The sequence below is a fragment of the Leifsonia sp. McL0618 genome, assembly GCF_049994905.1.
GTDB lineage: Bacteria > Actinomycetota > Actinomycetes > Actinomycetales > Microbacteriaceae > Diaminobutyricibacter.
Map to the genome: position 1 here is coordinate 3,029,168 of NZ_CP188258.1, position 15,235 is coordinate 3,044,402.

General features: G+C 68.0%; 15 protein-coding genes. 7 read left to right on the forward strand and 8 right to left on the reverse strand.

Annotation, left to right across the window (positions count from 1 at the left end):
• Positions 1–103: 103 nt before the first annotated feature.
• Complete coding sequence (locus ACPPVQ_RS14620) at positions 104–907, forward strand: DUF1206 domain-containing protein (protein WP_426515825.1); 804 nt, start codon at positions 104–106, stop codon at positions 905–907.
• 10 nt (positions 908–917) lie between these two features.
• Here the strand turns inward: ACPPVQ_RS14620 and ACPPVQ_RS14625 are convergent, their stop codons facing one another.
• The 6 genes from ACPPVQ_RS14625 to ACPPVQ_RS14650 all read right to left on the reverse strand — a co-directional run bounded on the left by ACPPVQ_RS14625 (position 918) and on the right by ACPPVQ_RS14650 (position 8,242).
• Positions 918–2,684 carry a proline--tRNA ligase gene (locus tag ACPPVQ_RS14625; RefSeq protein ID WP_426515826.1) on the reverse strand — a complete coding sequence of 589 codons (1,767 nt, stop codon included), beginning with the start codon at positions 2,682–2,684 and terminating at the stop codon, positions 918–920.
• Positions 2,685–2,726: 42 nt separating this feature from the next.
• Entirely contained in the window at positions 2,727–3,413 is a 687-nt protein-coding gene (locus ACPPVQ_RS14630) for an SGNH/GDSL hydrolase family protein (protein WP_426515827.1), read from the reverse strand.
• Between the two features lie 71 nt (positions 3,414–3,484).
• Positions 3,485–4,639 carry a flavodoxin-dependent (E)-4-hydroxy-3-methylbut-2-enyl-diphosphate synthase gene (ispG, locus tag ACPPVQ_RS14635; protein ID WP_426515828.1) on the reverse strand — a complete coding sequence of 385 codons (1,155 nt, stop codon included), beginning with the start codon at positions 4,637–4,639 and terminating at the stop codon, positions 3,485–3,487.
• A 58-nt stretch (positions 4,640–4,697) separates the two neighbouring features.
• Positions 4,698–6,029, reverse strand: a complete 1,332-nt coding sequence (locus tag ACPPVQ_RS14640; protein WP_426515829.1) for a M50 family metallopeptidase — start codon at positions 6,027–6,029, stop codon at positions 4,698–4,700.
• Positions 6,030–6,172: 143 nt separating this feature from the next.
• Complete coding sequence (locus ACPPVQ_RS14645) at positions 6,173–7,255, reverse strand: 1-deoxy-D-xylulose-5-phosphate reductoisomerase (RefSeq protein ID WP_426515830.1); 1,083 nt, start codon at positions 7,253–7,255, stop codon at positions 6,173–6,175.
• Between the two features lie 18 nt (positions 7,256–7,273).
• Positions 7,274–8,242: an FKBP-type peptidyl-prolyl cis-trans isomerase gene (locus tag ACPPVQ_RS14650; protein ID WP_426515831.1), complete on the reverse strand. Its 969-nt coding sequence runs from the start codon at positions 8,240–8,242 to the stop codon at positions 7,274–7,276.
• Between the two features lie 141 nt (positions 8,243–8,383).
• On the opposite strand from ACPPVQ_RS14650, the gene ACPPVQ_RS14655 reads away from it, so the two are divergent.
• The 3 genes from ACPPVQ_RS14655 to ACPPVQ_RS14665 all read left to right on the forward strand — a co-directional run bounded on the left by ACPPVQ_RS14655 (position 8,384) and on the right by ACPPVQ_RS14665 (position 11,435).
• Complete coding sequence (locus ACPPVQ_RS14655; RefSeq protein ID WP_426515832.1) at positions 8,384–9,730, forward strand: aminotransferase class III-fold pyridoxal phosphate-dependent enzyme; 1,347 nt, start codon at positions 8,384–8,386, stop codon at positions 9,728–9,730.
• A gap of 11 nt (positions 9,731–9,741) precedes the next feature.
• The gene (locus tag ACPPVQ_RS14660) at positions 9,742–10,617 is read left to right on the forward strand and encodes a hypothetical protein (protein WP_426515833.1); all 876 of its coding nucleotides are present in this window, start codon (positions 9,742–9,744) and stop codon (positions 10,615–10,617) included.
• Positions 10,618–10,682: 65 nt separating this feature from the next.
• Positions 10,683–11,435 (forward strand): lysophospholipid acyltransferase family protein, encoded by a 753-nt coding sequence (locus ACPPVQ_RS14665; protein WP_426521284.1) that lies wholly within the window; start codon positions 10,683–10,685, stop codon positions 11,433–11,435.
• Between the two features lie 18 nt (positions 11,436–11,453).
• Here ACPPVQ_RS14665 and ACPPVQ_RS14670 read toward each other — a convergent pair whose 3' ends face one another.
• Positions 11,454–11,936, reverse strand: a complete 483-nt coding sequence (locus ACPPVQ_RS14670) for a CGNR zinc finger domain-containing protein (RefSeq protein WP_426515834.1) — start codon at positions 11,934–11,936, stop codon at positions 11,454–11,456.
• A gap of 85 nt (positions 11,937–12,021) precedes the next feature.
• On the opposite strand from ACPPVQ_RS14670, the gene ACPPVQ_RS14675 reads away from it, so the two are divergent.
• Positions 12,022–12,258, forward strand: coding sequence for a hypothetical protein (locus ACPPVQ_RS14675; protein WP_426515835.1), 237 nt, complete (start codon positions 12,022–12,024; stop codon positions 12,256–12,258).
• Positions 12,259–12,276: 18 nt separating this feature from the next.
• Here the strand turns inward: ACPPVQ_RS14675 and ACPPVQ_RS14680 are convergent, their stop codons facing one another.
• Positions 12,277–12,750, reverse strand: a complete 474-nt coding sequence (locus ACPPVQ_RS14680; RefSeq protein ID WP_426515836.1) for an OsmC family protein — start codon at positions 12,748–12,750, stop codon at positions 12,277–12,279.
• A gap of 44 nt (positions 12,751–12,794) precedes the next feature.
• Here ACPPVQ_RS14680 and gabT point away from each other — a divergent pair, with 44 nt between their 5' ends.
• Complete coding sequence (gene gabT / locus ACPPVQ_RS14685; RefSeq protein WP_426515837.1) at positions 12,795–14,168, forward strand: 4-aminobutyrate--2-oxoglutarate transaminase; 1,374 nt, start codon at positions 12,795–12,797, stop codon at positions 14,166–14,168.
• Positions 14,169–14,170: 2 nt separating this feature from the next.
• Positions 14,171–15,178 carry an asparaginase gene (locus ACPPVQ_RS14690; RefSeq protein WP_426521286.1) on the forward strand — a complete coding sequence of 336 codons (1,008 nt, stop codon included), beginning with the start codon at positions 14,171–14,173 and terminating at the stop codon, positions 15,176–15,178.
• Positions 15,179–15,235: the final 57 nt, after the last annotated feature.

Below are 15,235 nucleotides of genomic sequence, written 5' to 3' on the forward strand. Positions count from 1 at the left end.
TTGCCGCCGCGAACCGCGCGACGGACTCAGCTATCTACGGTACCCGATCGTGGGCCCTCCCGTAACGCTGGACAATCCCACCGTCGGGCGTACCGTGTGCGGAATGACGACCGAAGTTAAAGGCGCCGCACGATCTGCGGAGAACAATCCAGCCGTGCGGGCACTCGCCCGCGTCGGCAACGTCGCCGTCGGAGTGGTGCACATCCTCATCGGCGGCATCGCCATCAGCATCGCCTTCGGGTCCGGCGGCGAGGCCGACCAGTCCGGTGCCTTCACCCAGCTCATGCGCACACCCGGAGGGGTGTTCCTGATCTGGATCGTCGTCGTCGGCCTGCTGGCCCTCGGCCTCTGGGAGATCATCCAGACGATCGTTCCTCCGGGTGGAGACCCGAAGCGGCGCTGGGCCCGGCGGCTGAAGGAGGCGTCGAAGGCCGTCGTCTATTTCGCGCTCGCGTGGGTGGGAATCGTGGTGGCCCTGGGCGGCTCGTCGAATTCCGCGTCGTCCACCTCGTCGACGAGTGCGAAGATCCTCAGCACCCCTGGCGGTGTCTTCCTGATCGTCCTGATCGGCCTCGTCGTGTTCGCGATCGGCGTGGGGTACGTGGTGCGTGGGGCGCGGAAGAGCTTCGCCCGCGACATCCAGATGCCTCCCGGCGCGGCAGGAGACGCGACAATGACCCTCGGTGTGGTCGGCTACATCGCCAAGGGCATCGCCCTGGGGATCGTCGGCGTTCTCTTCGTCGTCGCCGGCGTGACGGTCGACCCCTCGAAGGCCAACGGGCTGGATGGGGCGATCCTGACCCTGCGACAGCTCCCGTTCGGCCCCGTCATCCTCTTCCTGGTCGCCGTCGGGCTCATCGCATACGGCGTGTACTACTGCGTGCGGGCGTTCGTCGTCCGGCTCTGACCGGGCACGCTCAGCGCGAGAGGAGGCCGGGCACTTCGGCCACGGGAACCTGGGTGCGCTCGTTCGTGCGGCGATCCCATACCTCGACGACGCCGTCGGCCGCGCTCCGGCCGACGATCACGATCTTCGGTACGCCGATGAGTTCTGCGTCGCCGAACTTCACCCCGGGTGAGACCTTCGGGCGGTCGTCGAACAGCACGTCGAGCCCATTGCCCTCGAGCGAGGCGGTGAGCGCTTCGGCGACCTCGAACACGACGGGCTCACGGCCCGCAGCCACCACGTGCACGTCGAACGGAGCGACCGACGCGGGCCAGATCAGCCCGTTGTCGTCGTTGTTGAGTTCGGCGATGATGGCGAGGATGCGCGTCACGCCGATGCCGTACGACCCCATCGTCACCGTGACGAGTTTGCCGTTCTCGTCGAGCACCTTCAGCCCGAGCGCTTCGGCGTACTTGCGGCCCAGCTGGAACACGTGGCCGATCTCCATGCCACGGGCGAGCTCGACCGGGCCGGAGCCGTCGGGCGCGGGATCGCCCGCGTGCACCTCGGCGACCTCGACCGTGCCGTCGTTCGAGAAATCGCGGCCAGCGACCAGCCCGAACACGTGGTGCCCTTCTTCGTTCGCGCCGGTGATCCAGCCGGAACCGTCGACCACCCGGGGGTCGACGAGGTAGCGGATGCCCGTGCTCGCGTCTTCGCCGAGCACCGGGCCGAGCGCAGACCAGGGCCCGATGTAGCCCTTGATCAGCCCGCGGTTCGCCAGGAAGTCCTCGGGCGTCGCCGGCTCGACCTCTGCAGGCGCGAAGGCGACCTCGGCACGCTTGAGGTCGACCTCGCGGTCGCCGGGAAGGCCGACGACGAGGAGCTCGCGATGTCCGTCGAGGTGTGTGAGGGCGAGCACGACGTTCTTGAGCGTGTCCGCTGCAGTCCACGCCCGGCCGTCCGGACGCGGGTGTTTCTCGTTCGCGAGGTCGACCAGGGTCTGGATCGTCGGGGTGTCCGGGGTCTCGAGCACCTCGGCCGGTGTCAGCTTCTCGTAGGAGCGGGCCGGTGGCGCAATCGTGGTGAACGCTTCGACGTTCGCCGCGTATCCGCCGGCGGACCGGACGAAAGTGTCCTCGCCGACCGGGGTCGGGTGCAGGAACTCCTCGCTGCGGGAGCCTCCCATGGCGCCGGCGTCGGCCTGCACGATCACGTATTCGAGTCCGAGACGGCTGAAGATGCGCTCGTAGGCGTCGCGCTGCGCCATGTAGCTCACATCGAGCCCCTCGTCCGTGTAGTCGAACGAGTAGGCGTCTTTCATCGTGAATTCGCGCCCGCGGAGCAGACCGGCGCGGGGCCGTGCCTCGTCGCGGTACTTGTCCTGGATCTGGTAGATCGACAGCGGCAGGTCTTTGTAGCTGGAATACAGGTCTTTCACGAGGAGGGTGAAGACCTCTTCGTGGGTCGGGGCGAGGAGGTAGTCGCCTCCCTTGCGGTCCTTGAGCCGGAAGATGCCGTCGCCGTACTCCTCCCAGCGGCCGGTCGCCTCATACGGCTCGCGCGGCAGGAGGGCAGGGAAATGCACCTCGTGCGCCCCGGCGGCCCGCATCTCTTCGCGGATGATCTGTTCGATCTTCCCCTTCACCCGCAATCCGAGCGGGAGCCACGCGAAGATGCCCGGTGACTGGCGGCGGATATAGCCGGCCCGCACGAGCAGCCGGTGACTGGTCACCTCGGCGTCAGACGGGTCTTCACGAAGGGTGCGGAGGAAGTAATTCGACAGGCGTGTTGGCACCGTTCCATGTTAGAGGGCGGCGACCGGCGCTTCGCACGGCGATCAGGCCACCGGATGCCCGAGAGCCTTCTCCACGGCCGCCGCGATGAGCTCCTGGCCGGCCGGGGTCGGGTGCACGTCGTCGGACTGCATCATCCCGGGCCGGCCGGAGAGGGGCTGGCCGATATCCAGCGCGTACCCGCCGACGGCAGCGACGGCCTGCACGACGTCGAGGTCGATGCTGTTCAGCTGCGGCGGCACACTCTTGTCGTTCCAGACCGGGCTCACCGCGAAGATCTCGGCACGCGGCACGGCAGCATGCAGGGCGCGGATGGTCGCAGCGGTCTCGCCGGCGATCATCTCGTCATCGCTGCCCAGGTCGTTGCTGCTCCCCGACACGAGCACGATGGAGGGGTTGAGCCGCACAGCGACCGCGACCTGGTCGGCGAACGTGTCGCCGTTGTTGCCTGCCGTCACGAATCCTGAACCGTCACTGGCAAGGTTGGTGAGGCGCCAGCCGTTCTGGCGTGCGAGCAGGGACGGCCACGCCTGGCTCGGGTCGAGGCCGTGGCCTTCCATGATCGAATCACCGATGGCCACGACGACCGGGCCGTCAGGGCCGGCATCGGTCGTGTGCGCGACGACCTTCGGCGAGCTGGTGGCACTCACGTCGCCGATGGCCAGCGACACGGCGACGACGAGCGCACCGGCCGCCAGGGCAGCCGGGGTCCTCGCCCGCCGCATACGCATGGCGACAGGATACGCAACCGTCCCTCTGATCGTCTATGCGATCCCTATGGAACTGATTGGTGCGATCGCCCTCAGTTCGCGCCGACGGAGACGACGGGCTCCCCGCTCGTCACGTCGGGCATCTCGGCCGCAAGCCGGTTGGCCTCCGCGATGAGGGTGGCCACGATCTCCGACTCCGGGACAGTCTTGATGACTTCGCCCTTGACGAAGATCTGGCCTTTGCCGTTGCCGGAGGCCACGCCCAGGTCGGCCTCACGTGCCTCGCCCGGGCCGTTGACGACGCATCCCATGACCGCGACGCGCAGCGGGACACTCATGCCTTCGAGCCCGCTCGTGACGTCGTTGGCGAGCTTGTAGACGTCGACCTGCGCGCGCCCGCAGCTCGGGCAGGAGACGATCTCCAGCTTGCGCTCGCGGAGGTTCAGCGACTGCAGGATCTGCAGGCCGACCTTGACCTCCTCGGCCGGCGGCGCGGACAGGGAGACGCGGATGGTGTCGCCGATCCCCTCGGAGAGCAGGATCCCGAAGGCGGTCGCAGACTTGATCGTGCCCTGGAAGCTCGGGCCCGCCTCGGTGACGCCGAGGTGCAGCGGCCAGTCGCCGCGTTCGGCCAGCAGGCGGTAGGCCTTGACCATCACGATCGGGTCGTTGTGCTTGACCGAGATCTTGAAGTCGTGGAAGTCGTGCTCCTCGAACAGGCTCGCCTCCCAGACCGCCGACTCGACGAGAGCTTCTGGCGTCGCCTTGCCGTACTTCTCCAGAAGGCGCGGGTCGAGGGAACCGGCGTTGACGCCGATGCGGATGGACACTCCGGCCTCTTTGGCACGGCGGGCGATCTCGCCGACCTGGTCGTCGAACTTGCGGATGTTGCCCGGGTTCACGCGCACTCCCGCGCACCCGGCGTCGATGGCCGCGTAGACGTAGTTCGGCTGGAAGTGGATGTCGGCGATCACGGGGATCTGGCTCTTCTTGGCGATGATCGGAAGCGCCTCGGCATCGTCACGGCTGGGGACCGCGACACGCACGATGTCGCATCCGGATGCCGTGAGCTCCGCGATCTGCTGGAGCGTCGCGTTGATGTTCGGTGTCGGCGTCGTCGTCATGGACTGCACGCTGATCTGTGCGTCGCCTCCGACGAGGACCTTGCCGACTCTGATCTGCCGTGACTTCCGTCGCGGTGCGAGGACTTCGGGAACTTTGGGCATTCCGAGATTGATAGCAGCCACGATTGCAATCCTATGCTCGTCCGCCGGGAGCGCGATGGGAGTGCGCTCCGAGCGGTCACTAGCCGAAGAGGTTGACGGGGTTGACGATGTCCGCGTAGATCAGGAGCAGGCTCATGCCGCCCAGGACGACGACGACAGCCATGGTCAGCGGCATCAGCTTCGCCATGTCGACGGGACCCGGGTCACGCCGTTTGAAGAGCTTCGCCCAGCTCCGGCGGATGCCCTCCCATAGCGCCCCGGCGATGTGGCCGCCGTCGAGCGGCAGCAGCGGGATCAGGTTGAACACGAACAGCGCGATGTTCAGCGAGGCGAGCAGGCCGATCATCGTGTAAACCTTGTCGACGACCGGAACATTGTTGAGCGCGGTGAGCTCCCCTGCCGCACGTCCGACCCCGACCACGCTGATCGGGCCGTTGGGGTCGCGCGGGCCGGAGCCGAAGGCGGCGTTCCAGACGCCGACCATACGCTGCGGGAGGTCGACGATCATGCCGCCGACCGCGCCGATCTGGGTGCCGACCGCGGGGAGCACCGCCGTCGGCGGCTGCTGGACGAGTTCACGCAGCGGACCGATTCCGACGAAACCGGCCTCGGTGGTCAGGGATGCGCCGCTCGCGTTCTTCTTTACGGCGCCCTGTGCGTCCGTCACGTACTTCTTCGTCGTGGCGGGGGTGACCGTCACAGTCTGCTTCGCTCCGTTGCGCTCGATGACGACGGCCAGTGGCGTGCCCGCGGACTTCTGGATGATCGCGGTCGACTGGTCCCAGCTGGTGATCGCTGTCCCGTCGATGCTCACGATGCGGTCGCCCGGGCGGATGCCCGCGGCGTATGCCGGTGCGGCAGGGTCAGTGGGAGCGCACTTCTGGTTCGTCGCCGTCGGCGAAATCAGGCAGGTGTTAACCGTGGCGACGGTCGTGCTGTTCTGGGCGGTGCCGAAGCCGCAGAGCAGCACAGCGAACAACGCGATGCCGATGAGGAGGTTCATCACCGGCCCGCCGAGCATGATGACGATGCGCTTGGCGACCGGGAGGCGGTAGAAGGCGCGGCTGTCTTCGCCTGCTGCGATGGTCTGCGCGCTCTGCTCGCGCGCATCCTGCACCATGTTCTGCATGAAGCCGGTGGTCGCGTCGCGTGCGCCCGCGCCGTCTTTGCCCGGGGGGAACATGCCGATCATCGAGATGTAGCCGCCGAGCGGGATCGCCTTGACGCCGTACTGGGTCTCGCCCTTGCGGAACGAGAAGAGCGTCTTGCCGAACCCGATCATGTACTGGGTGACCTTGACGCCGAACAGCTTCGCCGGCACGAGGTGCCCGATCTCGTGCAGACCGATCGACAGGGCGAGGCCGACCACCATGATGGCGACGCCGAGGATGAAGAGAAGCACGGATTCCACGCGGCAACACTACCGCCGCCCACCTTGGAACCACCCGACCGTTCCCTGTGCGCCCCGGCATGTCCTCGAGCACAGGAAAAGACATGCCATTTCTCAAAAATGGGATGCTTTTCCCTGTGCTCGGCGGATGGAGCGAGCGGGGGTCAGTGGGCGGCGATGAGGCGGTCGGCCTCGGCGCGCGCCCAGAGCTCGGCGAAGGCCAGCGTCTCGCGGGTGAGAACCGGTTCCGGGGTGTGGGCGTCGACGACGCGCTCGACCGTGTCGAGGATGTCGAGGTAGCCGATGCGGCCGGCGTGGAACGCCGTGACCGCCTGCTCGTTTGCCGCATTGAACACAGCGGGATAGGTGCTGCCCGCGGTGCCGACGCGCTTGGCCAGTGCGACAGCCGGGAAGGCTTCGGCGTCGAGCGGTTCGAACGTCCACGCGTGGGCCGCCGACCAGTCGAGCGGAACGCCGACGCCCGCGACGCGGTTCGGCCAGTCCAAGCCGAGCGAGATCGGCAGGCGCATGTCGGGCGGTGACGCCTGGGCGATCGTCGAGCCGTCGACGAACTCCACCATCGAGTGGACGACGGACTGCGGATGCACCGTCACCTCGATGCGCTCGTACGGCACGTCGAACAGCACGTGCGCTTCGATCACCTCGAGGCCCTTGTTCACGAGGGTCGACGAGTTCGTCGTCACCACAAGGCCCATGTCCCAGGTCGGATGGGCGAGCGCTTCGGCCGGCGTCACATCGCGGAGCGAATCGCGGCTGCGCCCGCGGAACGGGCCCCCGGATGCGGTGAGCACCAGCCGCGCGACCTCAGCTGCCGTGCCGGAACGCAGCGCCTGCGCGATCGCGGAATGCTCGGAGTCGACCGGCACGATCTGGCCCGGCTGTGCAATCCGTGTCACGAGCTCGCCGCCGACGATGAGCGACTCCTTGTTCGCGAGCGCAAGGGTTCGCCCGCTTTCGAGCGCGGCGAGCGTCGGCCCCAGGCCCACCGATCCGGTGATGCCGTTGAGCACGACGTCGGCGTCGACGGAGCGCACCAGCCGCTCGGCGTCTTCGGCTCCGAGCGCGGTGTCCGCGACACCGAACTCGGTCGCCTGCTCCGCGAGGAGTTCGGTGTTCGTGCCGGCCGCGAGGCCGACCACGGAGAACCGCTCACGGTTGGCGCGGATGACGTCGAGGGCCTGCGTTCCGATCGACCCGGTCGAACCGAGAATCACTACCCTGCGCACAGGGCCCATGCTACTTCGCTAGTGCGTGCTCTTCACGATGTCGATCACGAACACCATGGTGTCGGTGCCCTTGATGTCGCCGTTGCCCTTGGAGCCGTAGCCGTCGGCCGGCGGGATGATCACGATGACCTGCGAACCGACCTTCTGGCCTTCGAGCGCCTTGGTGAAGCCGGGCACGAAGCCGGTGACGGGTCCGCTGTAGACCCCGCGGCCCCAGCTCTGGTCGAAGACCTTGCCGGTGCGCCAGAGCACGCCCTGGTACTGGAGCGAGATCGTGTCGGTCGACTTGACGACGGCGCCATCGCCCTGCTTGAGCAGCGCGATCTTCGTCGTGGTCGGCGGAGCCGTCTTCGGGATGGTGACGGTCGGCTGGCCGATGCTCGACAGCTTCACCGTCGGGAACCCTGCGGTCGGCGCGACGGCCTTGCCGTTGGCGCGGGTCGGCACCACGTCGACGACGTCTGCGACGAAGACGACCGTGTCGGTCGCCTTGAGGCCGAGGCTGGAGGTGTTTGCGCTGCCGAACGAATCTTTCACCGTGGAGGTCGTGACGACGCGCGAACCGACGGGCACGCACTCGATCGTGCGCACGAGGCCGGGAACGTACTGGGTGTCGTCGACGACGATCGGCACAGGGCTGGTCTTGTCGAACCCACTCGCGCTGAGCAGCTTGCCCGTCGTGCCGTTGTAGGCGGCGAGCGCGATGTCGACCGTGCTCGCCGGCTTGACGTCAGAGCCGGAGCCCTTGATGACGACGGTGCGCTCGGTCGAGGTCGCCTTCAGCGGCGTGGAGAACTTCACCGTGGGCGTTGCGCGGAAGTCGCCGGTCACGGAGACCGACTTGGAGGTCGAGCCCGACGGGGTGCTCACGCACTTCGCGCCGGATGCCGCTGCGGTGGTCGAGGTCGGCGTCGGGGAACCCGAGCTGCAGGCCGCGAGGGCGAGGATGGCGCCGGCGGCGACGATCAGGGAGAGGGTTTTGCGCACGGGATCACTTTCGAAAGACAGATGGTGTGTTGCCCAGTCTGACCTATCCGGCTTTGCCCAAGCTGACAGCGGTCTTAACACCTCCTGACCATTCACCGGTTCCGGCGCTCGGTGACGAGCCCGAAACACGACCGACCTACGATGGACCGTATGACTCGTGACTTCTCCGTACCTCAGGCCCGCAAGCTCGTCACCGCCCTTCCCGGTCCGCGGTCGATCGCCCTGCAGGAACGGCGGGTCGCCTCTGTCAGCCGGGGTGCCGGGACGCTGGCGAACATCTATATGGAGAGCGGCTCCGGCGCGATCCTGGTCGACGTCGACGGCAACCGGCTCATCGACCTGGGCTGCGGAATCGGCGTGACGACCATCGGGCACGCCCACCCGAAAGTGGCGGCCGCCGCCGCCGAACAGGCGGCGAAGCTGACACACACGCTCTTCACGGTCACGCCGTATGAGAACTACGTGCGCGTCGCCGAGAAGCTTGCCCAGATCACCCCGGGCGACTTCGAGAAGCACTCGATCCTCGTCAACTCAGGGGCCGAGGCAGTCGAGAACGCCGTGAAGATCGCCCGCAAGTTCACGGGCCGACGCGCCATCGCATCCCTCGACCACGCGTTCCACGGACGCACGAACCTCACGATGGCGATGACCTACCGGCCGTGGCCGGAGCGTGCCGGCATGGGCCCCTTCCCCGGCGAGCTCTACAGCGTGCCGATCAGCTACCCGTTCCGCGACCCGGAGGGCATGACGGGCGAAGAAGCCGCAGAACGCACCATCGACTACATCAACACCCATATCGGGGCGACCGAGCTCGCAGCGCTCTTCGTCGAGCCGATCCAGGGCGACGGTGGCATCATCATCCCGGCCCCCGGCTTCTTCCGCAGGCTGAGCGAGTTCTGCACAGAGAACGGCATCGTCTTCGTCGCCGACGAGATCCAGGCCGGCATCGGGCGCACCGGCACGTGGTACTCGATCGAGCACCACGGTGTCGTCCCCGATCTGGTCACGAGTGCGAAGGGCATCGCCGGCGGGTTCCCGCTCGCCGCGGTCACCGGCCGCGCGGAGATCATGGATGCGGTCCAGCCCGGCGGCATCGGCGGCACCTTCGGGGGCAACCCCGTCTCGACAGCCGCAGCCCTCGCCGTCTTCGAGGTGATCGAGAGCGAAGGCCTGCTCGCCGAAGCGCAGCGCGTCGAGCGCGCCCTCCTCGCCCGCATCGGCGACTGGGCGGAGCGGTTCGCCGTCGTCGGGGAGGTCAGGGGCAAGGGCGCGATGTTCGGCGTCGAGCTCGTGCACCCCGGCACGAAGAAGCCGAACCCGGAGGCGCTGACGGCGGTGCTGAAGCATGCGACCTCGAACGGCGTGATCGCCCTCGACGCCGGCAGCTGGGACAGCGTGCTGCGCATCATGCCGTCGGTGGTCATCAGCGAGGAACTCATCGGCGACGCGGCGACCGTCATCGAAGAGGCTCTCGCGCGGTTCAACTGATCCGGCCGGGCATGGGACTGCGCGGCAGGACTTCCACGGCGATCGGCGCTGTGGCTGCGGCGATCGCCGTCGTCATGACGGTCGGTGCTGCGCCGGCGGTCGCCGCATCCGATCCTCCCTTCCATCCCGGGCTGATCATCAGCGACGATTCGTTCTACAACGTGCAGTCGATGTCGGCGAGCGACATCCAGGACTTCCTCGAAGCGCGTGCATGCATCCCGAAAGACACGTCGCCGTGCCTGGCCGACTACACGACGGACAGCCGGAGCATCCCTGCGCAGGGTCCTGGCCACTGCGACGCGATCAAGGGCCGCCGCGACGAGGAGGCCAGCAGCATCATCGAGCGCGTGGCGGTGGCCTGCGGCATCAACCCGCAGGTACTGCTGGTGCTCCTCCAGAAGGAGCAGTCGCTGCTGACCGCGCCGAGTGCGTCGGGCTACGCGAAAGCGACCGGGTACGCGTGCCCCGACACCGCCGCCTGCGATACGAAGTACCGCGGATTCTTCAACCAGGTGTACCGCGCCGCGTGGCAGTTCCGTGAATACACCCTCCACCCGAACGAATGGCACTATCGCGTCGGCCGAGTGCCCATCCAGTACCACCCCGACAAGGCCTGCGGCGCGAGCACCGTGCACATCCGGAACCAGGCGACCGCCAACCTCTACAACTACACGCCGTACCAGCCCAACGCGGACACCGTCGCCCACCCGAAAGGTCCGGCAGGCGCATGCTCGACCTTCGGCAACCTCAACTTCTCGCGGATCTTCAACCAATGGTTCGGCTCGCCGCTCACCGTGCGGTTCTCCGACTGGCTCCCGTCATGCCTGAACTATGCCGGCGGTCACGATTGTCCGTCTGACCGGCCCTTCGACCTGCCAGCTGTGTGAGACAACCGCTGAGATCATTCCGCCACGGGAATACAAATATCGCTACGCTCGATGACGTGACGGAAATCGAACCCGATGGCGGGACGACGGAGGCCCCCCGGCGCCCCGGCTTCCTCTACCTGTTCATCCGCACCGTCGTCGCGCCTATCGCCCGCCTGGTCTACCGCCCCACCGTCATCGGGCGCAAGAACGTTCCGCGCACGGGGCCGGTGATCCTCGCCAGCAACCACCTGTCGTTCATCGACTCGGTCGCCATCCCCCTGATGGCGCCCCGCCGGGTGCAGTTCCTGGCCAAGTCGCACTATTTCACCGGCACCGGCTTCAAGGGCGCGATTTCTCGGGCCTTCTTCACGGCGATCGGTGCCGTCGGAGTGGAACGCGGCGCAGGTCAGGCCGCGCAGGATGCGCTCGACCAGAGCAAGCGCATCCTCGACACGGGCGCAGCGTTCGCCCTGTACCCCGAGGGGACCCGTTCACTCGACGGCCGGCTGTACAAAGGACGTACCGGCATCGCGTGGCTCGCACTCACCACCGGCGCCCTGGTCGTTCCCGTCGGCCTGGTCGGCACCAACGAACTCCAGCCGGTCGGAACCCGCGTGCCGCGCGTGCGTCCGATCACCATCACGTTCGGCAAACCCATCGATCTCACGCACTACGGGAGCGCGGATTCCGGCCGGGCCCGTCGCCAGGCGACCGATGAGGTGATGGCGGCCATCCACGCCCTCACGGGGCAGGAACTGGCGAATAAGTACAACGAGGCTCCGCCGTCGACCACGGTCGAACGCGTCAGGCGGGCACTGCCGCACGAACGCCTGTAGCGGGCGCCCGACCGGTCGTCATTCGTCGCCCTTGGCACGGTAGGTCCGCGCCTTCTGGCGGTTGCCGCACACGCCCATGCTGCACCAGGTGCGGGAACCGTTCTTCGACCGGTCGTAGAACGCCCAGCGGCAGTCGTCGGCCGCGCAGAGCTTCACCCGGCCCATGGACCCCTGGATGCTCAGCACCACCGACGAGGCGACGGCTGCCTCGGCGGCCGTGCGCGCGCGCAGCGATACGACCCGATCGCTGCAGGTCGTCTCGAGCTCGAGGCTCGGCAGCGAAGGGCTGCCGCCCCCGAGGAACGAGCGGAGGGCATCCCTCACCGACCGGGCCTCTTCGGGGTCGCCGGCGCTCACAGCGCGCTCGGAGCACCAATTCTCGAAGGCGGCGGGGTCGTCGAGCACGTCGGTGCCCTCGTCGAGGTCGAGCGTGTTGACGAACGCGACAAGCAGGTCGGCGCCCAGTTCTGGCTCCCGGAGCTCGTCTTCATTCGTACGCATATAACCATTGTAACCCGATAGCAGGTTAGTTAGTATTGTAACTACCGAAAAGGTTTTGCAGGTTACATCGCTGTAGGAGGACACCATGCATCCGCTCGCACTCTGGCTCATCAACTCGTCGCAGTTCCGTGAACGCGACGACGACGACCGCATGCTGAGGCGCCAGCGCGAAGCGCGCGGCCGAGACTTCGACGTCGCGCGCGACGGTCGCTGGGCAGCGGCCATGCGCCGCTGGTCAGAAGAGGATGCGGCAGCAGCCGCGGCGCCCGCCACCAGGGTGGCGACGAGCGCGCCCGCCACCGTGGAGTGCGCCACGGCGTGACCTGGGCCGGGGGCCGGGTCAGACGAGCACGTAGGTCTCGGGCTCGTGGCCGACGGGAAAGTTCACCGACGCCGCGATGAAGCACTTCTCTGCGGCCTCGCGGTGGATGGCCCTGGCCGTCTCGAGCATCCCCTCATCCAGGACCGTCACGCGCGGGCGCAGCGTGACGCTGGTGAAGTGGCCGCCCCCGTTGCCGGTCTCCTCCATGAGGCCCGTCGCGTCGTCCGAATAGGCGACGACGACCACGCCGTGATTGGTCGCCACGTGCAGGTAGCTGAGCATGTGGCACTGGCTGAGTGCGCTCAGCAGCATCTCCTCCGGGTTCCACCGATCCCGGTCGCCGAAGAACACGCGGTCCGACGAACCGGAGATCTCATGTTTGCCGACCGCCGTCACGATGTGATCGCGGCCGTAGGCGCGGTACGCGCTCGTTCCGGTGCCCCGATTGCCCGTCCATTCGACGGAGACCTCGTAGTGGTGTGCGTTCTTCATGATCCGATTCTGTCAGCAGCGGCCCCGGGCTAAACTTTCCCATCATGACTGAAACGCTGAGCACCGCTGCGTCCTCGGACGCCCCCGTCGTCTCCATCCCCCAGGAGCGCCGCATCGTCACGGCGATCCCCGGCCCCCGATCGCAGGCACTGCATGAGCGACGGCTGGCCGTCGTCCCGTCGGGTGTCTCATCCGTTCTGCCCGTCTACATCGCCAAGGCGAGCGGTGCCATCCTCGTCGACGTCGACGGAAACCAGTTCGTCGACTTCGGCGCCGGTATCGGCGTGACGACGATCGGCCACACGGAGAAGGCCGTCGTCGAAGCTGCAGCGTCGCAGCTCCAGGACGTCATCCACACCCTGTTCACGGTCACGCCGTACGAGGAGTACGTGCGCGTCGCCGAGCTGCTCGCCGAGCACACTCCCGGCGACCACGCCAAGAAGACCGTACTCGTCAACTCGGGTGCGGAAGCCGTCGAGAACGGCGTCAAGATCGCCCGCAAGTACACCGGGCGCCGCGGCGTCGCCGTGCTCGACCACGCCTATCACGGGCGCACCAACCTCACGATGGCCATGAACTTCAAGGCGATGCCGTACGGCTCCGGGTTCGGACCGTTCGCCGGCGACGTCTACCACGCCCCCAGCTCCTACCCCTACCACGACGGGCTCACCGGGGCCGAGGCCGCGGCCCGCACGATCGGCTACCTCGAGAAGATCGTCGGCGCTGCCGACCTCGCCTGCCTCGTCGTCGAGCCCATCCAGGGTGAGGGCGGCTTCATGGTTCCCGCCGACGGCTACCTGCCGGCGCTCCAGGAGTGGTGCACCGCCAACGGCATCGTGTTCATCGCCGACGAGATCCAGAGCGGCATGGCACGCACGGGCGCCTACTACGCCAGCGAGCACTTCGGCCTCGTGCCCGACCTCGTGCTGAGCGCGAAGGGCATCGCGGGCGGGCTCCCCCTGGCCGCCGTCACGGGCCGTGCCGAGATCATGGATTCCTCCCACCCGGGCGGGCTGGGCGGCACCTTCGGCGGCAACCCCGTCGCCGCAGCCGCAGCCGTCGCCGTCTTCGAGGAGATCGAGCGCGGCAACCTGCTCGCCGAGGGTCGCCGCATCGAGGAGGCCCTCAAGCCCGCACTGCTCGACCTGCAGGAGAAGTACGACATCATCGGCGACGTACGCGGAATCGGCGCGATGCTCGCAATCGAACTCGTGCAGCCCGGCACCGCCTATTCGTCGAAGAAGCCCAACGCGGCGGCTGTCACCGCGATCGCCGCCTACGCGGCGCAGCACGGCCTGCTCGTGCTCACCGCGGGCACCTACGGCAACGTCCTGCGGTTCCTGCCGAGCCTCGCCGTCACCAACGAGCTGATCGCCGACGCCGTCTCGGTGCTCGACGACGCCTTCGCCGCCCTGTGACGCTGGGAACGGCGCCGCGCGGAACCTTCACAGGCGACGAAGCGGTCGAACTCGCCGTCGTCGAACGGGGCGGATTCGCCGAATCGCGGCATCTCGGGTCGGCGATCGTGCTCGGCCGCGACGGTGCCGTCGTGCGTGCGCTCGGCAACCCCCGCGCGCTGATCTTCCCGCGCTCGAGCATGAAGCCGTTCCAGGCGATCGCGGTCATGGGCGCCGGCGTGCCGCTCGACGGCCCGGGCGCCGTGCTCGCGACAGCCAGCCATGGGGGGACGCCCGCGCATCTCTCTGTCGTGCGGGGGCTGCTGGCTCAGGCACAGCTCCCTGAGACGGGGCTGCAGTGCCCGCGGGACTGGCCGCTCGACCCACACGCACGCGAAGACCTCATCCGTGCGGGCGAGACGAAACAGCGGCTGTTCATGAACTGCTCGGGCAAGCACGCAGCCATGCTGCTCGCCTGTGTGGCGAACGGATGGCCGACCGACACCTACCTGGACCCGCAGCACCCGCTGCAGGTGCGCATCCGCGAGACCGTCGAACGCCTGACCGGTGAGAAGGTCGCCGCCACTGCGGTCGACGGCTGCGGCGCCCCCGTCTACGCGATGTCCCTCGAAGCGCTCGCCCGCGGCATCCAGCGGATCGCGACCGCGTCGGACGGCTCGCCGTTCGCGCTCTACCGCAACGCGGCGATCCTCAAGAGCGCCGTTCTCGCCGACGGGTGGGCCATCGACGGACCCGGCCGGGCGAACACGGTCGTCATCGACCGCCTCGGTGTCTTCGCGAAGCTCGGCGCTGAGGGCGTCATGGTGATGGCCGCCGCCGACGGCACGACCGTGGCCCTCAAAGTGCTCGACGGCAGCCTGCGCGCCGCGTCGATCGTCGCTCTCCGGCTCCTCGTCGACGCCGGCGCGGTCACGGCGGCCGACGTCGACGCGCTCACGCCGGAGCTCGACCTCGCGGTGCTCGGAGGCGGCGCACCCGTCGGATCGATCACTGCGTCCTACCCCGCCTAGCCGTATTGACCTAGCCCACCAGCCGACGAGCACACCAGCCGTCGAGCCCAGGAAAAG

Excerpts from the sequence above, each read along its gene's own strand:
- ACPPVQ_RS14620 (WP_426515825.1), top strand. The coding sequence starts at position 104 with ATGACGACCGAAGTTAAAGGCGCCGCACGATCTGCGGAGAACAATCCA.
- ACPPVQ_RS14630 (WP_426515827.1), bottom strand. The coding sequence starts at position 3,413 with ATGCGTATGCGGCGGGCGAGGACCCCGGCTGCCCTGGCGGCCGGTGCG.
- ACPPVQ_RS14655 (WP_426515832.1), top strand. The coding sequence starts at position 8,384 with ATGGACCGTATGACTCGTGACTTCTCCGTACCTCAGGCCCGCAAGCTC.
- ACPPVQ_RS14660 (WP_426515833.1), top strand. The coding sequence starts at position 9,742 with ATGGGACTGCGCGGCAGGACTTCCACGGCGATCGGCGCTGTGGCTGCG.
- ACPPVQ_RS14670 (WP_426515834.1), bottom strand. The coding sequence starts at position 11,936 with ATGCGTACGAATGAAGACGAGCTCCGGGAGCCAGAACTGGGCGCCGAC.
- ACPPVQ_RS14675 (WP_426515835.1), top strand. The coding sequence starts at position 12,022 with ATGCATCCGCTCGCACTCTGGCTCATCAACTCGTCGCAGTTCCGTGAA.
- ACPPVQ_RS14680 (WP_426515836.1), bottom strand. The coding sequence starts at position 12,750 with ATGAAGAACGCACACCACTACGAGGTCTCCGTCGAATGGACGGGCAAT.
- gabT (WP_426515837.1), top strand. The coding sequence starts at position 12,795 with ATGACTGAAACGCTGAGCACCGCTGCGTCCTCGGACGCCCCCGTCGTC.